The sequence below is a fragment of the Yersinia sp. IP36721 genome (genome assembly GCF_003634395.1).
Lineage (GTDB): Bacteria > Pseudomonadota > Gammaproteobacteria > Enterobacterales > Enterobacteriaceae > Yersinia > Yersinia entomophaga.
Genome location: NZ_QCZL01000012.1, coordinates 47,119 through 65,853, shown reverse-complemented (window position 1 = coordinate 65,853; position 18,735 = coordinate 47,119). Strand labels below are relative to the sequence as shown.

Here is an 18,735-nt window from a genome sequence, read left to right as displayed (position 1 = left end):
GCTATGATCCGCCATTCCGATCGCGATCTCTACTCTGGGATCGTGGGGGGATGTTAATCGTAAAAAAACAACCGTAAAAACGGTTCGCATGTCGCTTCGGCCTGCTACAGGCCAATTGGCGTGTGTCAAAAACGATGATTTACACAATATCCTGATTTCTTTCTTTTATTGATCTTGTTCGAGTGGAGTCCGCCGTGTCACTTTCGCTTTGGCAGCAGTGTCTTGCCCGATTGCAGGATGAGTTACCTGCCACAGAATTTAGTATGTGGATACGCCCCCTACAGGCGGAACTGAGTGACAATACTCTGGCGCTTTACGCACCTAATCGTTTTGTTTTGGACTGGGTACGTGATAAGTACTTAAACAATATCAATGGTTTGCTTAATGACTTCTGCGGTACAAACGTACCCTTGCTTCGCTTTGAAGTTGGCAGCAAACCCATGGTGCAAACACAGAATCAACCGGTTACCGCCGCCAGCGTCAGTGCGCCCGCCGCTCCGGTGATTCGCAGTGCGCCGATGCGTCCGAGTTGGGACAGCTCACCGGCGCAGCCAGAGCTTTCTTATCGCTCTAACGTCAACCCTAAGCACACTTTCGATAACTTTGTTGAAGGTAAATCTAACCAGCTGGCCCGCGCGGCAGCCCGTCAGGTTGCGGATAATCCGGGTGGTGCCTATAACCCTCTATTCCTCTACGGCGGCACCGGCTTGGGTAAAACTCACCTGTTACACGCGGTGGGGAATGGCATCATGGCGCGTAAAGCCAATGCCAAAGTGGTTTACATGCATTCCGAACGCTTTGTGCAGGACATGGTAAAAGCGTTGCAAAACAACGCAATTGAAGAATTTAAGCGTTATTATCGTTCAGTAGATGCGTTACTGATCGATGATATCCAGTTCTTTGCCAATAAAGAGCGTTCACAAGAAGAGTTCTTCCATACTTTCAACGCCTTGCTTGAAGGTAATCAACAAATCATTTTGACTTCGGATCGCTACCCGAAAGAGATAAATGGCGTGGAAGATCGTCTGAAATCACGCTTTGGTTGGGGTTTGACGGTCGCCATTGAGCCGCCGGAGCTGGAAACCCGCGTTGCGATCCTGATGAAAAAAGCGGATGAAAATGATATTCGTCTGCCAGGAGAAGTGGCGTTCTTTATTGCCAAACGCCTGCGTTCTAACGTTCGTGAGCTGGAAGGGGCGCTGAACCGCGTCATTGCCAACGCGAACTTTACCGGACGCGCCATTACCATTGATTTTGTGCGTGAAGCGCTGCGTGATTTGCTGGCGTTACAGGAAAAACTGGTCACTATCGATAATATTCAGAAGACAGTGGCCGAGTATTATAAAATCAAGGTCGCAGACCTGCTCTCCAAACGGCGTTCTCGTTCGGTGGCTCGCCCACGCCAAATGGCGATGGCATTGGCCAAAGAGCTAACCAACCACAGCCTGCCTGAAATCGGCGATGCGTTTGGTGGCCGCGACCACACCACGGTGTTGCACGCCTGCCGGAAAATTGAGCAGTTGCGTGAAGAAAGTCACGACATCAAAGAAGATTTCTCTAACTTAATCAGAACATTATCCTCCTAGCGCTATGAAATTTATCATTGAACGTGAGCATCTGCTAAAACCCCTGCAACAGGTCAGTAGCCCGCTGGGTGGACGTCCGACGTTGCCAATTCTGGGCAATCTGTTGCTGCAAGTCACGGAAGGCTCTTTGCTGCTGACCGGTACCGATCTGGAAATGGAAATGGTGGCGCGAGTCGCCTTGTCCCACTCCCATGAACAGGGCGCAACGACCGTGCCTGCGCGGAAGTTTTTTGATATCTGGCGTGGGTTGCCGGAAGGGGCTGAAATTACCGTGGCGCTGGATGGCGATCGCCTGCTGGTGCGTTCTGGTCGCAGCCGATTCTCGTTGTCTACGCTGCCTGCCGCTGATTTTCCGAATCTGGATGACTGGCAAAGTGAGGTAGAATTTATGCTGCCTCAGGCCACGATGAAGCGTCTGATTGAGTCAACCCAGTTTTCAATGGCCCATCAGGATGTGCGTTACTACTTGAACGGTATGCTGTTTGAAACCGAAGGTGAAGAACTGCGCACCGTAGCCACCGACGGCCATCGCTTGGCGGTGTGCTCAATGCCTATTGGCCAGACTTTGCCTTCACATTCGGTGATCGTGCCGCGTAAAGGGGTCATGGAACTGGTTCGATTGCTGGACGGCGGCGACACGCCACTGCGTCTGCAAATTGGCAGTAACAACATTCGTGCTCACGTGGGTGATTTTATTTTCACTTCCAAGCTGGTTGACGGCCGTTTCCCTGATTATCGCCGTGTATTGCCGAAGAATCCGGATAAAACGCTGGAAGCAGGCTGTGATTTGCTGAAGCAGGCCTTCGCCCGCGCCGCTATTTTATCGAATGAGAAATTCCGCGGTGTTCGCCTCTATGTTAGCCATAATCAGCTCAAGATCACGGCAAACAACCCTGAGCAGGAAGAAGCCGAAGAGATTCTGGACGTTAGCTATGAAGGCGAGGAAATGGAAATCGGTTTCAACGTCAGCTACGTACTGGATGTGCTTAACGCTTTGAAATGTGAAGATGTTCGCCTATTGCTAACGGATTCGACTTCAAGCGTACAGATTGAAGATAGCGCGAGTCAGGCGGCGGCTTACGTAGTCATGCCAATGCGTTTGTAGTATTTATCGGGCTGTCTATTTGCCTGCATGGATGAGGCTGAACTCTGCTCACATCCAGTCTGCCGGCGATAATGACGTCCTCGATCATAAGAATAAGAACCAGCTTCATGGCTTTGACGCGTTTACTGATAAAAGATTTTCGTAATATCGAATCTGCAGATCTGGCACCGGCCGCGGGATTTAATTTTCTCGTCGGCCCCAATGGCAGCGGCAAAACCAGCGTACTCGAAGCAGTATATACCCTTGGTCATGGTAGGGCTTTTCGTAGCCTACAGGCAGGAAGAGTGATTCGCCATGACTGTCCTGAGTTTGTATTACATGGGCGGGTAGACGGCGGTGAGCGTGAGTTGTCCGTTGGGTTAAGCAAGAGTCGCCAGGGCGACAGTAAAGTGCGGATTGATGGCAGTGACGGCCATAAAGTGGCTGAGCTGGCGCAAATGTTGCCAATGCAGCTGATCACGCCAGAAGGTTTTACCTTATTGAACGGCGGGCCGAAGTTTCGGCGCGCTTTTTTAGACTGGGGTTGCTTTCATAATGAACCCGGTTTCTTTACTGCCTGGAGCAACCTGAAAAGGTTACTTAAGCAGCGCAACGCCGCGCTGCGCCAGGTGAATCGCTATGCGCAAATACGGCCTTGGGATCAGGAAATTATCCCGCTGGCTGAGCGTATTAGCGAATGGCGAGCGGCATACAGTGACGCCATTGCCGCAGATATTGCTGCGACATGCGCCCTGTTCCTGCCAGAGTTCGCCCTGAGTTTCTCTTTCCAGCGTGGCTGGGACAAAGAGAGCGACTACGGTGAGTTGCTGGAACGCCAGTTTGAGCGTGACAGAGCGCTAACCTATACCGCCGCCGGCCCGCATAAAGCGGATTTCCGCATTCGGGCCGAGGGTACGCCGGTAGAAGATTTGCTATCGCGCGGTCAGCTAAAACTGCTGATGTGCGCGCTGCGGTTAGCGCAGGGTGAGTTTCTCACCCGACAGAGCGGGCGGCGTTGCCTGTATCTGCTTGACGATTTTGCTTCTGAACTGGACACCGGCCGACGCCGTTTATTGGCTGAGCGTTTGAAAGCCACCCAGGCACAGGTTTTTGTCAGTGCGGTTAGCGCTGAACAAGTAACCGACATGGTAGGTGAAAAGGGCAAGATGTTCCGAGTGGAACATGGCAAAATAGAGGTTCAACCACAGGATTAAAGATGAGCGAGAAACGTTGATGTCGAATACTTATGACTCCTCAAGTATCAAGGTATTAAAAGGGCTGGATGCGGTTCGTAAGCGTCCGGGCATGTATATCGGTGATACTGATGACGGTACCGGTCTGCACCACATGGTATTCGAGGTTGTGGACAACGCTATCGACGAAGCCCTCGCGGGTCACTGTAAAGAAATTCAGGTGACTATTCACGCCGATAACTCCGTATCCGTACAGGATGACGGCCGTGGTATTCCTACCGGTCTGCATGAAGAAGAAGGGGTTTCCGCGGCAGAGGTCATCATGACCGTGCTTCACGCCGGCGGTAAGTTTGATGATAACTCCTATAAAGTGTCTGGTGGTCTGCACGGCGTTGGGGTTTCGGTTGTCAACGCCCTTTCTGAAAAATTGGAATTGGTCATTCGTCGTGAAGGTAAAGTTCACGAGCAAACTTATAAAATGGGTGAGCCACAGGGGCCGCTGAAAGTTGTCGGTGAAACCGAACAAACCGGCACCATGGTACGTTTCTGGCCGAGTTTCCAGACCTTTACCAATAATACTGAATTCCAGTATGAAATTCTGGCGAAACGCCTGCGCGAGCTGTCATTCCTGAACTCAGGCGTTTCCATTAAGTTGAAAGATAAGCGTAACGATAAAGAAGACCACTTCCATTACGAAGGTGGGATCAAGGCGTTTGTCGAGTACCTGAACAAGAACAAAAACCCGATTCACCCAAAAGTCTTTTATTTCTCTACGGTAAAAGACGATATTGGCGTGGAAGTGGCGTTGCAGTGGAACGATGGTTTCCAGGAAAACATCTACTGCTTTACCAACAACATTCCTCAGCGGGATGGCGGTACCCATTTGGTTGGTTTCCGTACGGCGATGACCCGTACCCTGAACAGCTATATGGATAAAGAAGGCTACAGCAAAAAAGCGAAAATCAGCGCTACCGGCGACGATGCTCGTGAAGGCCTGATCGCCGTAGTTTCGGTAAAAGTTCCCGATCCTAAGTTCTCCTCTCAGACCAAAGACAAGCTGGTTTCTTCCGAAGTGAAAACCGCGGTTGAAACGCTGATGAATGAGAAGCTGGTCGAATATCTGTTGGAAAACCCAACCGACGCCAAAATCGTGGTCGGTAAAATCATTGATGCCGCTCGTGCTCGCGAAGCAGCGCGTAAAGCTCGTGAAATGACTCGCCGTAAAGGCGCGTTGGATTTGGCCGGTCTGCCGGGCAAATTGGCAGACTGTCAGGAACGCGATCCGGCGCTGTCCGAACTCTACTTAGTGGAAGGGGACTCAGCGGGCGGTTCGGCTAAACAAGGCCGTAACCGTAAGAATCAGGCGATTCTGCCGCTGAAAGGTAAGATTCTTAACGTTGAGAAAGCGCGTTTCGATAAGATGCTGTCTTCGCAGGAAGTCGCTACCTTGATTACTGCGCTGGGCTGCGGGATTGGCCGGGATGAATATAACCCGGACAAACTGCGCTATCACAGCATCATTATCATGACCGATGCCGACGTCGATGGTTCTCACATCCGTACGTTGCTATTGACCTTCTTCTATCGTCAGATGCCGGAAATTATTGAGCGTGGCCATGTGTTTATTGCTCAGCCGCCGCTGTATAAAGTGAAGAAAGGCAAGCAGGAGCAGTACATCAAAGATGATGATGCGATGGAGCAATATCAAATGTCTCTGGCATTGGATGGCGCGGCTCTGCATATCAACGCTAATGCACCAGCAATGTCTGGCGAACCATTGGAGAAACTGGTTGCTGAACACTACAGCGTGCAGAAAACCATTACTCGCATGGAGCGCCGTTATCCGCGTGCGCTGCTGAATAACCTGATTTATCAGCCAACGCTGTTGGAAGACGATTTAGACAATAAAGAAGCGGTACAGCAGTGGATCGATTCTCTGGTGAACTTGCTGAATGAAAATGAACAGCACGGTAGCAGCTACAGCTCGATCGTTCGTGAAAACCGTGAGCGTCAGATGTTTGAGCCGATTCTGCGCATTCGTACCCACGGGGTTGATACCGATTACGATCTGGACTTCGAATTCATTCACGGCGGTGAATATCGCAAGATTTGTACGCTGGGTGAGAAACTGCGTGGCCTGATCGAAGAAGGTGCGTACGTTGAGCGCGGCGAGCGTCGTTTCGCGGTCGATAGCTTCGAAGAAGCATTGGATTGGCTGGTGAAAGAATCCCGCCGTGGTCTGGCAATTCAGCGTTATAAAGGTCTGGGGGAAATGAACCCGGATCAACTTTGGGAAACCACTATGGACCCAGAAAGTCGCCGTATGCTACGCGTAATGGTGAAAGATGCCATTGCCGCAGACCAACTGTTTACCACTCTGATGGGTGATGCAGTGGAACCACGCCGTGCCTTTATCGAAGAAAACGCCTTAAAAGCAGCAAATATCGATATCTGATAAATTGCGGCAATAAGAAAACCGGAGCAGGCGACTGTCTCTGGTTTTTTTTTGCCTGAAAAGCCAGTTTAGGCGCGATTTGCAGCCAATATTGCTGCTTCGAGCCAGGTTTCATAGGCAAGCAGGCGGTTGAGTAAACCCTTGCTAGCATTCGTTCGCTGAATCGCGTTAGCATGATGCAAGACGATGTAAATATATGAGGGTGTCATGGCTATTGAATTGATTGCGATTGATATGGACGGTACGCTGCTTAACGGGCTTCACCAAATTACCCCTAGAGTAAAGCAGGCCATCGAGGCCGCACAGAAAAAAGGCGTGGTGGTGGTACTGGCTACCGGCCGGCCTTATATCGGTGTCACTCAATATCTGCGCGAACTGAATATGGAAAACAGCAACGATTATTGCATTAGCAATAACGGTGCATTAGTTCAAAAAGCCGCGACCGGTGAATGTGTGTTGCAGGAAACCTTAAGCTTTGATGATTATCTTTATTTCGAAGCTCTGGCGCGGCAGTTAGGCGTGCATTTCCACGCTTTTGATTACAATACGTTGTATACCGCTAACAAAGACATCAGTAAGTACACCATTCACGAAACTGTTCTGACGGGAATTTCGTTGAAATACCGTAGTGTCAGTGAAATGGACCCAACAATGCGTTTCCCTAAAGTGATGATGATCGATGAACCAGAGCTTTTGGATCGCGCCATCGCACAGATTCCTGCCGAAGTGTTCGAGAAGTTCACTATTATGAAAAGCTCGCCTTACTTCCTGGAAATTCTAAGTAAACGCGTTGATAAAGGTGCCGGTGTTAAAATGCTGGCGGAGCATCTAGGCATCGCACAGGAAAATGTGATGACTTTAGGCGATCAGAGTAATGATTACGCGATGATTGAATATGCTGGCCTGGGCGTGGCGATGGGGAATGCTATTCCCGAGCTAAAAGAGATTGCCCAGTACGTGACGGCAACTAATGAAGAAGATGGCGTAGCGCTAGCCATTGAAAAGTTTGTGCTGAATCAACGTTAATTTGCTGCTAAATAACGTAAAAAACGCTTTAGGGGCCATTAGTGGCCCCTTCCTGTTCTGAGGCTCAGGGGCAGGAAAGCAGAATGCTTTTTACGATCTGTACATCCTGAATGCCCAAGCCAGTTAAATCTGCCAGCGTGATTTGACGATCATTTTCTCTAACGGGTTTATTTAGCGCCAATACTTCACCGATCTCGCTAATGGGTGTTGCCTGAAGTAACTGCTGCTGAAAAGCATGGGAAATCTCACCGAATGCGCGGCATTGCGCCAATGAATCCACCAGAATCTTATCTGCTTTGGCCACAAGTTGGATTTCCAACTCTTGTTTGCCAGTAGCATCAGCGCCGACTGCGGTGATGTGAGTACCGGGTTGAATGTCTTTAGCCCGCAAAATAGGTTCGCGGCTCGGCGTAGTCGTCACGATAAATTGACACTTTTCCGCTAACTGGCTGGCATTTTGCGTGATCTGTACGCGAAAACCTTCTGATTCAGCAAATAACTGATAATCGTATAATGCTTCAGGATTTCGTCCCCAAACCCAGACATCCCGACAATTAATTACGGCCTTCAGGTGCACCAACTGTAAGCGAGCCTGTAAGCCGGTGCCCACAATGCCAATAGCTGTAATGTGTTTTGGGGCACAAAGTTCGGCAACAATTCGACCGGCTAATGCGGTGCGCAGAGCGGTTAGCCAGCCTTCATCCATTAATAGCGCCTGTGGCTCACCGGTTTTGGCCGAGAAGGCCATCATCAAACCTTGATTGCTGGATAATCCTAATGATGGATTGGTGTAAAATCCGCTGGAAACTTTCACGACAAAACTGTCGTCTCCTTCCAGATAGCCACTTTTGATACAGCAATCGCCATTAGCCTGTGTGAATAACAAATGCTGTACCGCCGGCATCTGAACCTGCTGCTGGCTGAACGCGATAAATCCTTGTTTTAGCAGTAAAGTGGTACGATCGGCGGCGAAACTGTCGAGTATTTGCTGTTTATTGAGGATAAGCATCAGGAAACGGCCTTAAGGTACTTTTCCAGTACGATATTTTTACCACACAGTACAACCGCCACTTTTTTGCCTTGCCATTGTGGTGCCTGTTGCAATGCTGCCGCCAGCGCCACGCCCGCCGCCCCTTCAATCATCCAGCGGTCGCTGCGGGCAATTAACTGCATGGCTTGTCTGATCTCTTCTTCGGTAACCAGTACTTTATCGTCGATCAGTTTTTGACATAGCGGGAAAGTTATCGCGCCAGTTTCTACGCCGCCAGCGGTGCCGTCAGACAACGTTTCCTGCTCTTCCACTTCATAGATTTCGCCGGCTAGCAGATTGCTATACATGCTGGTGGCATTCGCTGGCCAACAGGCGATAATCCGCGTATTTGGCGACAACTTCTTCAATACGGTTGCGATTCCGGCGATATAGCCGCCACCGCCAACGGAAACAAAAACCGCGTCCAGATTCGGCTGCTGTTCGACGATTTCCATGCCGCAGGTGCCTTGTCCGGCGATAACTTGCTCGTCGTTGTAGGGGGAAATATAGACTTTCCCCTGTTCCTGAGCCGCCTTGGCTCCGGCCAGTTCTGCATTTAAGGCATCACCGGCTACCAGCTCGATTTTTCCGCCCAGCGCGCGAATGGCGTCTAATTTGATGGCTGCAGCCTGTTCTGGGGCATAAATAGTGGCTTCGACGCCCAGCAGTTTTGCGGCTAGCGCCACGCCCTGACCGTGATTGCCGGTAGAGGCGGCGATCACGCCGCGCTGGCGTTGTTCTTCGCTCAGTAGGCGCAGTTTGTTACTGGCACCACGAAATTTAAAGGAACCGGTGTGCTGAAGATGATCGCATTTGAGATAAACCTCACAACCAGTGTGCTGCGAGAGCAACGGACTGTAATCCAGTGGCGTAATGCGTACCTGCGGACGCAGAATCTGATGGGCTTCCTGAATGGCATCAAATAGCGAACTCATAGGGATTCCTTATTATTTTTTAGGTAGTTGTAAACCGTTGCTCTGCCAATTCCGAGGATTTTCGCTACATAGCCCGCGGCATTTTTGCCTTTAAATCCGCCGTGCTGATAAAGCGCTTCAACTAAGGCGCGGCGGCTAGGATTATTCAGCGTTGAGAGAGAAAGCTGCTGTTGCTGCAACCACTGGTGAATAAAAGTATTGATACGTTCCTGCCAGTCATCCTGAAATAAAACTGCAGGTTGAGGCTGTAACCCGCTGTTATTGAGGAATATATCCAACGCCATTTTGGCGTTTTCAAACACGGTAATATCCAGATTGATACACAGTAACCCGATAATTTTCCCGTCATCGTCCCGCAGCACCGAGCTAATTGAACGAAGCTGACGACCATCCCAATTGCGTTTTTGATAAGGTCCCAGCAGCTTTGCACTTTGGTCGAACGCCAGCTCGCTTAAATTGGAATCCTCTCCCAATTGACGATGTGAATAGTTATTGGCGATATAAACCAGAGTCTGACTGGCCATATCGTGAATAGCGACTTCGGCATAGGGGGCAAAAAGGATCGCGATAGCATCGGCAATGGTGTGATAGCGGCTCAGCATAGGTATCTCTATTTATACTCAATCTATTTGTACTTTAAATTCTATATTAGACATTAAATTCTAAATTGGAAGCGACGAAGGTGAATAAATCGCCCGTTGGGTCGCGCGGATGGTATATCGCGGATGACGGAGTGCGGCGAATGGGGCAGGATGAGCGCTATACGGGTTATCAGCGAGAAGCGATATGAGCCATCAGGAAAAACAGTTAACTTTCGATCCTCGAGGTCATCAGCTCACCAATATCAATGTCTGGACGGCGGACAGCCAGTGGCTGGTATATGACGTCCGGCCAAACGGGGCTTCTTTCACCGGTTTAACTATTGAAAGAATCAATTGTAATACGGGAGTGATTGAGGTTATTTATCGTGCTCAGCACGGCGCTCACGTTGGTGTAGTGACCGTCAGCCCTGATAATCCCTCTCGCTACGTATTTATCCACGGCCCGGAACATCCGGATAGCCAATGGCATTATGATTTTCATCATCGGCGCGGCGTGATTGTCAGCGAGCCGGATCGGGAGTTGGCCATTACGTTGGACGCTATGGATATCACTGCGCCTTATACTCCCGGCGCTTTGCGTGGCGGGACTCATGTCCACGTTTTTAGCCCCGACGGCTCGCGTCTGAGTTTTACCTATAACGACCATGTGCTGCATGAACGCGATCCCGCGCTGGATTTACGTAACGTCGGCGTTGCCGTGCCGTTGCATGGGGTTAATCCGCCAAAGCATCATCCTCGTGAATATGATGGCAGCCATTTCTGCGTTCTGGTCAGCCGTACCACGTCAATGCCCCGGCCAGGGAGTGATGAAATCAACCGCGCTTATGAAGAAGGCTGGATTGGCAAACAGGGCTACTTGAAAGCCGACGGCAGCCGACAACGCTGGGCGCTGGCGTTTATTGGCGATACGGTCGCGGCGGATGGTTCTAAACTGCCTGAAGTCTTTATTGTTGATTTACCGGAAAAAAACCGAGAATTCGCCCGAGCAGGTTCGAGCCCCTTGGAGGGAGATGAATACCGTCTTCCAGCGCCTCCGTTGGGGGTAAATCAACGGCGGTTGACTTATACGGAAAAACGCAGATATCCAGGGCTGGCGATCACGCCACGCCACTGGTTACGCTCCTCCCCGGACGGTAGCGCCATTGCCTGTTTGATGAGGGATGATGCGGGAATCGTACAGCTTTATCTGGTTTCTCCGCTGGGCGGCGAATCACGGCAATTGACTCATGGCGGGCACGGCGTGCAATCGGCTTTCAGTTGGAGTCCTAAGGGCGACAGAATTGCTTTTGTCAGAGATAACAGTGTGGTGTGTTGCGAAATTGGCAGCGGCCAGGTTCAGCGGCTAACTCAGCGAACCGCGGTCCCCCCATTGGGAGACGCGGTGGTCTTTTCCCCTGATGGGACGAAAGTTGCCTATATGCGGGAGGTCGACGGTTGGTCGCAGATTTTTGTGGTTGAAGCCGGCTAATTGATCATTAACCGGTAAGTCCTATATTAATCGATAAATAATAAATTCACTGAATGGGGTGAGCGCTGGCGGCCATATTTTGCGCTTCTTCCTGACGGATACGTTCTCGGGGCGAGCCGGGCGCAGGGTCGTTATCTGAACGCAGATAATCGTAAGGCAGAAATAGCGTGTCCATTACGGCAGAAAAGGGTAAATCAACGGCTAGCAGCGGGCGCAACGCCCAGCCGGTGTTGTCATCCTTGAGCATGGCGACGTTAGCCTGGGTGCCGGAATAGTAGCCCTGACTGCTACTGGTGTGAGTCATAATGCTGGAACAGCCGCTGGTAAACAGCAGGGTACAGCCAGTGACCATAGGAAGAACGGTAGCTCTTATCATATCGTTACATCTCATTTGGCAGTGTTCAGGTTGTCAGCCAACATAAAAGCGATCTCTCAGAGTTATAACATTTTGCTGTCGCTTTAATATAATAATTACACGCAGATGTGGCGGCGCTCCCAATTCAGTGTATGCGATAACTCTGTTTTTAGAGCAAAAATCTTTAGTTAAAAAAAATTTTTTCATTTTGACAGTTGAAATGAAAAAATTCGATCCCATCTTATTATCAGGCCGAGAGAGAATATGCCGTCAGGGTATTCTGGCCAAGAGTCTGTCCATTAAGGAAGACCTATTTAACCTTGCTAATGAATTTAGGAGGCAGTTGTTATGCGTAATTCAGATCTTGCTCCATTATACCGCTCTGCTATTGGTTTTGATCGTCTGTTTAACTTATTAGAAACTGGTCAGAGCCAGAATAACGGCGGCTATCCTCCGTATAATGTCGAGCTGGTAGATGAAAATAACTACCGTATTGCTATCGCCGTTGCCGGTTTTGCCGAGCAGGAACTGGAGATAGTCACTCAGGACAACCTGTTGATTGTCCGTGGTTCTCACGTAGAAGCTCCAGCACAGCGCACTTATTTATATCAAGGGATCGCGGAACGAAACTTTGAACGCAAATTCCAATTGGCTGAACACATTAAAATTAAAGGCGCCAATTTAGAGAATGGCCTGCTGTATATCGATCTGGAACGAATTGTTCCTGAAAGTATGAAACCTCGTCGGATTGAGATTAAATAAAATTTAAATAATGTGCATTAGGCACATTATTAATCAAGAGTTTGGTCTGCCGTAATCGGGGGCCAACCTGTCACGGGTTAATAACACCTGTTTGTTATTTAACAGCAGACTTTGATTTGAAAAAAAAGTTATTAACGCGGCCGTGGCAGCCTATTACCTCGCTTCAAAGAAGGAGTTAACACTATGCGTAATTATGATTTGTCACCTCTGCTTCGTCAGTGGATTGGTTTTGATAAATTGGCGAGCACTATGCAGGGTTCTACCGAGGCACAGGGGTTCCCTCCATATAACATCGAAAAAAGTGATGATAACCACTACCGTATCTCTCTGGCGCTGGCTGGGTTCAAGCAAAGTGAACTGGAGATCGAAGTTGAAGGCCCTCGCTTGACGGTTCGTGGTAAGCCAGCACCCGTGGAGAAACAGGTGGAATATCTGCATCAGGGTCTGATTCGTAAAGAGTTTAATCTGACCTTCACTCTGGCAGAGCACCTGAACGTCGATAACGCGCAGTTTGAAAACGGCCTGCTGCATATCGACTTGCTGCGTCAGGTTCCTGAAGCACTCCAGCCACAGCGTATTACTATCGGTCGTCCGGTAGAAGATCGCCCGGCATTGGATAACGCAGAAACCGTTCAGCAGTAATTTGCAGTGACCCAACTCGCACCGGTCTCCCTTCCGGGAGCCGGTGCAGATAATAAAAAAAGTAAAACCCTCCTCCCTAGCTTTTGGCGCCGGAAACATTCCTGTTATCCGGCGCATTTTGTGGTGCATCCCACAGTCCCTTCGTTGCCCTTCTGCCAGAATCCCTACTAATTGTAAGAATTTAAGACCGAGGTCGGTTGACCGGATTTTAAACTTAGGCAAGGAAGTGATTTATGACTGATATCGCCCTTACCGTCAGTATGTTGGCACTGGTCGCCGTATTGGGGTTATGGATCGGTAATTGGAAGATATATGGCGTTGGGTTAGGGATTGGTGGAGTATTATTTGGCGGAATTATTGTTGGTCATTTCGCCCAAACTTATCAGGTCAGTCTCAACGGTGACATGCTTCACTTTATTCAGGAGTTTGGCCTGATTCTGTTCGTTTATACCATTGGTATTCAGGTTGGGCCGGGGTTTTTCTCTTCTCTACGAGTTTCCGGACTGCGCCTGAATGCTTTCGCCATATTAATGGTAGTGATGGGTTGTCTGGTAACGGCGGTTATCCACAAACTTTTCAACGTGCCTCTACCGATCATTCTCGGTATTTTTTCCGGTGCAGTTACCAACACTCCGGCGCTGGGCGCGGCTCAGCAGGTATTGACGGATTTAGGATCTTCTCCTCAGTTGGTTGGGCAAATGGGGATGGGATATGCCATGGCCTATCCTTTTGGTATCTGCGGGATTCTGTTGGTTATGTGGCTGATCCGGCTAGGATTTAAGATAAATGTCGATCGTGAAGCTAAAGATTTTGATAGCAGGAGCGGACAAAACCGTGAACTGCTGCAAACCATGAACGTCGCGGTACGCAATCCTAATTTGGATGGCTTGGCGATGCAGGATATTCCGCTGTTAAATAGCGATGATGTGGTGTGCTCTCGCCTGAAACGCGGTGATTTATTGATGGTACCGCTGCCTGCTACCTTAATTGAGTTAGGCGATTACCTGCATTTAGTTGGACAGCGCGAATATCTGGAAAAAGTGCGTTTAGTGCTTGGTGAAGAGGTGGATGTGGCGCTTTCCACCGCCGGCAGCGCGCTGCAATCGGCACGGATGGTGGTGACCAACGAGGCTGTTTTAGGCAAAAAAATTCGCGATTTAAACCTGAAACAGAAATACGACGTCGCTATTACTCGGTTAAACCGAGCCGGTATCGAGCTAGTCGCCAGCAACAACGCCAGCCTGCAATTCGGTGATATTTTAAATCTGGTAGGGCGACCGGAATCCATTGAGGCGGTCGCTGCGGTTATAGGTAACGCTCAACAAAAACTGCAACAAGTACAAATGTTGCCGGTATTTATCGGCGTAGGATTAGGGGTGTTACTGGGGTCAATACCGCTGTTTGTTCCCGGTTTTCCTGCGGCTTTACGCTTGGGATTGGCAGGTGGCCCACTGGTTATCGCATTGATTTTAGGGCGTATCGGTAGCATCGGTAAACTGTACTGGTTTATGCCGCCTAGCGCTAATCTGGCGCTGCGTGAGCTAGGTATAGTCCTTTTCCTGTCGGTGGTTGGGCTGAAATCAGGCGGTGATTTTATTAATACGCTGCTTTATGGCGATGGGCTGGCGTGGATTGGCTATGGCGCGATGATTACCGCGATTCCCCTGCTAACCGTCGGGATTCTGGCGCGAATTCTCACTAAAATGAATTACCTGACGCTATGCGGCATGTTGGCGGGTTCTATGACCGATCCTCCGGCGCTGGCTTTCGCCAATGGCTTACACCCAACCAGTGGTGCTGCGGCGCTGTCTTATGCCACCGTGTATCCGCTAGCAATGTTCCTAAGGATTATGTCTCCGCAGATACTGGCCGTGCTGTTCTGGACGTTGTAGCGCTTTTAGGTCGCTAAATACCCCAAAGGACAACCGAGGTTGTTCTTTGGGGTTTGAGAGAGAAGTTAAGTTATTCAGCCACCTAGCGCAGTTTTGCTATGCCAGTGTTTACTATATTGATTGCTGCTCACTATACCGATAGCGAACATCGCCTTATTTCTCTCCGCGCTTCATCGTTGTTAGCGCGCTTCCTGATAAGCCAATTCCACTTCTTCTGCCAGAATCGCGACACCTTTTTCGATCTGTTCTGGGTCTGGCACGTAGTTCATCCGCATACACTGATGAGTATGAGGCCAATCATGTTCCAAACCGGGGAAGAAGTAGTGGCCGGGTACCATCAATACGCCGCGTTTCTTCAGGCGTTGATAGAGTATTTCCGTGGTAATCGGCAGGTCTTTAAACCATAACCATAGGAAAATCGCGCCTTCCGGCTTATGAATCAGACAGCGTTCGGCGGGAAGATAACGCCGAATAATTTCAAGAGTATGCTGCACGCGTTGAGAATAGAACGGACGAATTACATTGTTGGATAAGTCTAGCAGATCGCCGCGTTGAATCATTTCTGCCGCTATCGCTGGCCCCATGCTGCCCGGAGACAGGCTGATAATGCCATTCATATTCGTAATGGCGGAAATCACTTTTTCATCGGCGACAACGATGCCACAGCGAGAACCCGGCAGGCCAAGCTTTGACAGACTCATGCACAGAATAATATTCGGGTTCCACAGGGGGGTTGCGTCGCTAAAAATAATACCGGGGAAAGGCACGCCGTAGGCGTTATCGATCAGTAGCGGCACATCATGCTGCTGTGCCAGAGCATCCAAACGAATTAATTCTTCATCTGTAATGACGTTTCCGGTCGGATTAGTCGGTCGAGAGACACAAATCAGCCCGATATCATCGGTAATCTTTAGGTGATCGAAGTCGACGTGATATTTGAACTGGCCTTCCGGCAGTAGCTCAATATTCGGTTTAGTCGAAACAAACAGCCCTTCATCCAAACCGGCATCGGCGTAGCCTAAATATTCAGGTGCCAGCGGGAATAATACCCGACGCAGCGATCCGTCGGCGTGGCGGCCAGCGAATAAATTGAATAAGTAGAAAAACGCGCTTTGGCTACCGTTTGTTAGTGCAATATTCTGTGGTTCGACCTGCCAACCTAACTCATCACTCAGCATTTTTGCCAGCGCGTTTAGCAGCAGATTCTTACCCTGCGGGCCATCGTAGTTACATAGCGCCTCTGTGAGCTGTCCTTTATCCAGCATCTCCTGACATAGCCGCCGGAAGTAGGCATCCATCTCAGGAATTTGAGCCGGATTGCCACCGCCAAGCATGATAGCGCCCGGCGTGCGTAATCCTTCATTCAGGTCATCCATCAACCGTGTAATGCCCGCGTAGCGGGTAAACTTATCGCCAAAAAGTGAAAACTTCATAAATGCTGACTAATTGTTATCGGAGGTAAAGGAGCACCATACAGCCAGATAATTGCGGGTGCAACGTACCCATAATTCTACCTTGTGCGCAGATATATCAATAAAACTCGATATGTCAGGATAATAGTCTGGTTTACTGTTTTTTATCCCCCGTCCAGACAATAAGGACTTTATCGTCTAAATGCTGACGGCTAAACGCATAATAATCAGCAGTTTGTTGTGACTGTTATATCCCGGAACCAATCGCGGGATGACGCGCGCGGAACTGGCTGATTTTTTGCCAGTGAGCCAGCAGCGCTCCTTTCGAGCCGTTCAGTTCATTCCAGTTCATATCCGAGCGAGTGCCTTGCAGCGGGTCGGAGCCGGTTGGGCCAAATTCTCGGCCACTTTCATCACCATAGAAGATCTGAATCGCTCCCGGAGCCAGCAGCAGCAAATCTCCGGCGCGCCGCTGTTTTGCTAATGATTGAGCCGCATCATCGCGAAAGAAAAGGCGAGTATCGTGAGAGGAAAGGTAGCTCAGTACGTTAAAATTCTGCAATTTTTCAGCCATTTGGCTATATGTGCTGTCAATGGTTGAGAAACAGTCCAGCGCCTGTTTAGCCTGATCCTGAAAATCAAAATTAATCATGGCATCAAAACCATTCTGATAATAATCGCTTTTCATTACGCCATGCCCCCAAGCCTCGCCGGTCATCCAAAATGGAGCATCATCCAGCGCCCGATCGGGATGAGCAGTTTTCCATTCTGCTAATGCTGACGTAGCCTGTTGTTTGAGCTGCAGCCAAGCCGCTTTTTCTACGTGTTTGGCCGTGTCGACTCGAAATCCATCAATGCCATAATCTCGAACCCATGTGCTTAACCAATGAGTAAGGTAATCCCGAGGCGTAGCTGCGGGAATTTCTCTGGCTGCCGTATCGGATTTATGGCGATAAAACAGCGGCAAACCGCTGGCCTGTGTGGATTCGGTTTTGATGTCCGGGAGGAAAGCCAGTGACATCGTCAGATCGGTAAAACCGGGTGAGTCATAATCGCCGATATCGGTGCGAACCCAGTTTTTACCCCACCAGTTATCCCAACTGGATTTATCACTGAAATTAATAAAATCGTTGAAACTATGCCAATTTTGGCCACTGCCTGGCTTCCAGTCGGTCCAGTGCTTGCCCAGCGTTTTCTCCGCCTGTTCTGCGGATAAATACAGTGAGCCAAATTGGCCGCTCTGCATATCTGCCAGAGTGGCGTAACCCACATGATTCATCACTACATCAAATATTATGCGGATGCCGCGCTGATGAGCTTGATCCACCAGTTGGCGTAAGTCCTGTTCATCACCCATATTGGCATCGAGCCGGGTCCAATCGAGCGCGTAATAGCCGTGGTAGGCGTAGTGCGGGAAATCTCCCTTGGTGCCGCCGCCAACCCAGCCGTGAATTTGCTCCAGCGGTGAGCTAATCCACAGCGCGTTTACGCCAAGCTGCTGTAAATAATCCAGCTTCTGAGTTAATCCGGCCAAATCGCCGCCGTGGAAAGTGCCGATCTCCTGCATGCCATCGTTTCTGCGGCCATAACTATGGTCATTGGCAGGATTGCCGTTGTTAAAACGATCGGTCAATGCAAAGTAAACCGTGGCGTTTTGCCAGCTAAATGGAGCAGGCCCTTGAGTTTGCGCGAGTTCTAGCAACAACAGGCCGCCGCTTTGCTCTGCCGGTTGCAGCGTGATTTTGCCGTTTGCGACGATAACGGTTTGGCCCGAATAGAAATCACGCAGTTTTTCCCCTTCGGCAAAGGTCTGGCTGACGTCTACGGTTACGGGTTGACCGTTCCAGCGCTGGCAAATATGGGTAACGGCTTGGGATTCATCAACAACGGGCTGTTTTAAGCTCAGCGTCAGCGTTGGCGTACCGCTGCGGGTATCTATACGTGCCTGATACTGACCATCTCGAAATAGTCGCCACATGATTTCAGGCTGATTATCACAAGCCTGTAGAGAAAAGGTTTGATTGAGTTTGACGGTATCAGTTGGCTGCCAGCATTGCTTATCCTGATAAAATTTAAGCGGATATTGGCCTTTAGTTAGCGAGGCCGCGCTGCTGAAAATACCGTTGCTTTGCTCGGAAAATGCAGGGAAGCCCTGCAACGTCCAGGTGGCTAGGGCTGCGGGAGAAAATACTAACAATAAGGGCAGTGTGAGACGTTTCATGACGCGCCTTCCTGATCGTTTGATTTTGTAGGGTTTGAGGCGAGTTAAGTGTGTCAGCCGGTGGAAAAATAG

General features: G+C 49.8%; 14 protein-coding genes and 1 pseudogene. 9 read left to right on the top strand and 6 right to left on the bottom strand.

The window, feature by feature from the left end; translation table 11 throughout:
* The first annotated feature begins 194 nt into the window (after positions 1–194).
* The 5 genes from dnaA (at position 195) to yidA (ending at position 7,344) form a co-directional block, all read left to right on the top strand.
* The gene (gene dnaA, locus DBA33_RS11680) at positions 195–1,586 is read left to right on the top strand and encodes a chromosomal replication initiator protein DnaA (protein ID WP_049597411.1); all 1,392 of its coding nucleotides are present in this window, start codon (positions 195–197) and stop codon (positions 1,584–1,586) included.
* A 4-nt stretch (positions 1,587–1,590) separates the two neighbouring features.
* Positions 1,591–2,691 (top strand): DNA polymerase III subunit beta, encoded by a 1,101-nt coding sequence (dnaN, locus tag DBA33_RS11675; RefSeq protein WP_064515947.1) that lies wholly within the window; start codon positions 1,591–1,593, stop codon positions 2,689–2,691.
* 107 nt (positions 2,692–2,798) lie between these two features.
* Positions 2,799–3,884, top strand: a complete 1,086-nt coding sequence (recF, locus tag DBA33_RS11670) for a DNA replication/repair protein RecF (RefSeq protein ID WP_120806531.1) — start codon at positions 2,799–2,801, stop codon at positions 3,882–3,884.
* 19 nt (positions 3,885–3,903) lie between these two features.
* Entirely contained in the window at positions 3,904–6,318 is a 2,415-nt protein-coding gene (gene gyrB / locus DBA33_RS11665; RefSeq protein WP_064515941.1) for a DNA topoisomerase (ATP-hydrolyzing) subunit B, read from the top strand.
* A 207-nt stretch (positions 6,319–6,525) separates the two neighbouring features.
* Positions 6,526–7,344: a sugar-phosphatase gene (gene yidA, locus DBA33_RS11660; RefSeq protein ID WP_064515939.1), complete on the top strand. Its 819-nt coding sequence runs from the start codon at positions 6,526–6,528 to the stop codon at positions 7,342–7,344.
* A 64-nt stretch (positions 7,345–7,408) separates the two neighbouring features.
* Here yidA and DBA33_RS11655 read toward each other — a convergent pair whose 3' ends face one another.
* From DBA33_RS11655 to DBA33_RS11645, 3 genes are read right to left on the bottom strand one after another with little or no spacing between them, the layout of a single operon-like run.
* Positions 7,409–8,353, bottom strand: a complete 945-nt coding sequence (locus DBA33_RS11655) for an ornithine cyclodeaminase family protein (RefSeq protein WP_064515937.1) — start codon at positions 8,351–8,353, stop codon at positions 7,409–7,411.
* Complete coding sequence (locus DBA33_RS11650) at positions 8,353–9,309, bottom strand: threonine/serine dehydratase (RefSeq protein ID WP_120806530.1); 957 nt, start codon at positions 9,307–9,309, stop codon at positions 8,353–8,355. The genes DBA33_RS11655 and DBA33_RS11650 overlap by 1 nt, the downstream gene beginning before the upstream one ends.
* Positions 9,306–9,911: a PAS domain-containing protein gene (locus DBA33_RS11645; RefSeq protein ID WP_064515934.1), complete on the bottom strand. Its 606-nt coding sequence runs from the start codon at positions 9,909–9,911 to the stop codon at positions 9,306–9,308. Before DBA33_RS11645 ends, DBA33_RS11650 begins: the two co-directional genes overlap by 4 nt.
* Positions 9,912–10,095: 184 nt before the next feature.
* On the opposite strand from DBA33_RS11645, the gene DBA33_RS11640 reads away from it, so the two are divergent.
* Positions 10,096–11,379 (top strand): DUF3748 domain-containing protein, encoded by a 1,284-nt coding sequence (locus DBA33_RS11640; RefSeq protein ID WP_120806529.1) that lies wholly within the window; start codon positions 10,096–10,098, stop codon positions 11,377–11,379.
* A gap of 46 nt (positions 11,380–11,425) precedes the next feature.
* Here the strand turns inward: DBA33_RS11640 and DBA33_RS11635 are convergent, their stop codons facing one another.
* Positions 11,426–11,752, bottom strand: coding sequence for a YceK/YidQ family lipoprotein (locus DBA33_RS11635; RefSeq protein WP_064518413.1), 327 nt, complete (start codon positions 11,750–11,752; stop codon positions 11,426–11,428).
* Between the two features lie 330 nt (positions 11,753–12,082).
* Here DBA33_RS11635 and ibpA point away from each other — a divergent pair, with 330 nt between their 5' ends.
* The 3 genes from ibpA to DBA33_RS11620 all read left to right on the top strand — a co-directional run bounded on the left by ibpA (position 12,083) and on the right by DBA33_RS11620 (position 15,030).
* Positions 12,083–12,496 carry a small heat shock chaperone IbpA gene (gene ibpA, locus DBA33_RS11630; protein ID WP_064515931.1) on the top strand — a complete coding sequence of 138 codons (414 nt, stop codon included), beginning with the start codon at positions 12,083–12,085 and terminating at the stop codon, positions 12,494–12,496.
* A 183-nt stretch (positions 12,497–12,679) separates the two neighbouring features.
* Positions 12,680–13,138 carry a small heat shock chaperone IbpB gene (ibpB, locus tag DBA33_RS11625; protein ID WP_064515929.1) on the top strand — a complete coding sequence of 153 codons (459 nt, stop codon included), beginning with the start codon at positions 12,680–12,682 and terminating at the stop codon, positions 13,136–13,138.
* 233 nt (positions 13,139–13,371) lie between these two features.
* Complete coding sequence (locus DBA33_RS11620) at positions 13,372–15,030, top strand: putative transporter (protein ID WP_064515927.1); 1,659 nt, start codon at positions 13,372–13,374, stop codon at positions 15,028–15,030.
* A gap of 179 nt (positions 15,031–15,209) precedes the next feature.
* Here DBA33_RS11620 and DBA33_RS11615 read toward each other — a convergent pair whose 3' ends face one another.
* On the bottom strand, positions 15,210–16,463 hold the full coding sequence (locus DBA33_RS11615) for a valine--pyruvate transaminase (protein ID WP_064515926.1): 1,254 nt from the start codon (positions 16,461–16,463) through the stop codon (positions 15,210–15,212).
* A gap of 133 nt (positions 16,464–16,596) precedes the next feature.
* Positions 16,597–18,663, bottom strand: a pseudogene (locus DBA33_RS11610) (alpha-amylase).
* Positions 18,664–18,735: the final 72 nt, after the last annotated feature.

Coding starts and splice junctions, on each gene's coding strand:
- dnaN (WP_064515947.1), top strand. CDS start 1,591: ATGAAATTTATCATTGAACGTGAGCATCTGCTAAAACCCCTGCAACAG.
- recF (WP_120806531.1), top strand. CDS start 2,799: ATGGCTTTGACGCGTTTACTGATAAAAGATTTTCGTAATATCGAATCT.
- gyrB (WP_064515941.1), top strand. CDS start 3,904: ATGTCGAATACTTATGACTCCTCAAGTATCAAGGTATTAAAAGGGCTG.
- yidA (WP_064515939.1), top strand. CDS start 6,526: ATGGCTATTGAATTGATTGCGATTGATATGGACGGTACGCTGCTTAAC.
- DBA33_RS11655 (WP_064515937.1), bottom strand. CDS start 8,353: ATGCTTATCCTCAATAAACAGCAAATACTCGACAGTTTCGCCGCCGAT.
- DBA33_RS11650 (WP_120806530.1), bottom strand. CDS start 9,309: ATGAGTTCGCTATTTGATGCCATTCAGGAAGCCCATCAGATTCTGCGT.
- DBA33_RS11645 (WP_064515934.1), bottom strand. CDS start 9,911: ATGCTGAGCCGCTATCACACCATTGCCGATGCTATCGCGATCCTTTTT.
- DBA33_RS11640 (WP_120806529.1), top strand. CDS start 10,096: ATGAGCCATCAGGAAAAACAGTTAACTTTCGATCCTCGAGGTCATCAG.
- ibpA (WP_064515931.1), top strand. CDS start 12,083: ATGCGTAATTCAGATCTTGCTCCATTATACCGCTCTGCTATTGGTTTT.
- ibpB (WP_064515929.1), top strand. CDS start 12,680: ATGCGTAATTATGATTTGTCACCTCTGCTTCGTCAGTGGATTGGTTTT.
- DBA33_RS11620 (WP_064515927.1), top strand. CDS start 13,372: ATGACTGATATCGCCCTTACCGTCAGTATGTTGGCACTGGTCGCCGTA.
- DBA33_RS11615 (WP_064515926.1), bottom strand. CDS start 16,463: ATGAAGTTTTCACTTTTTGGCGATAAGTTTACCCGCTACGCGGGCATT.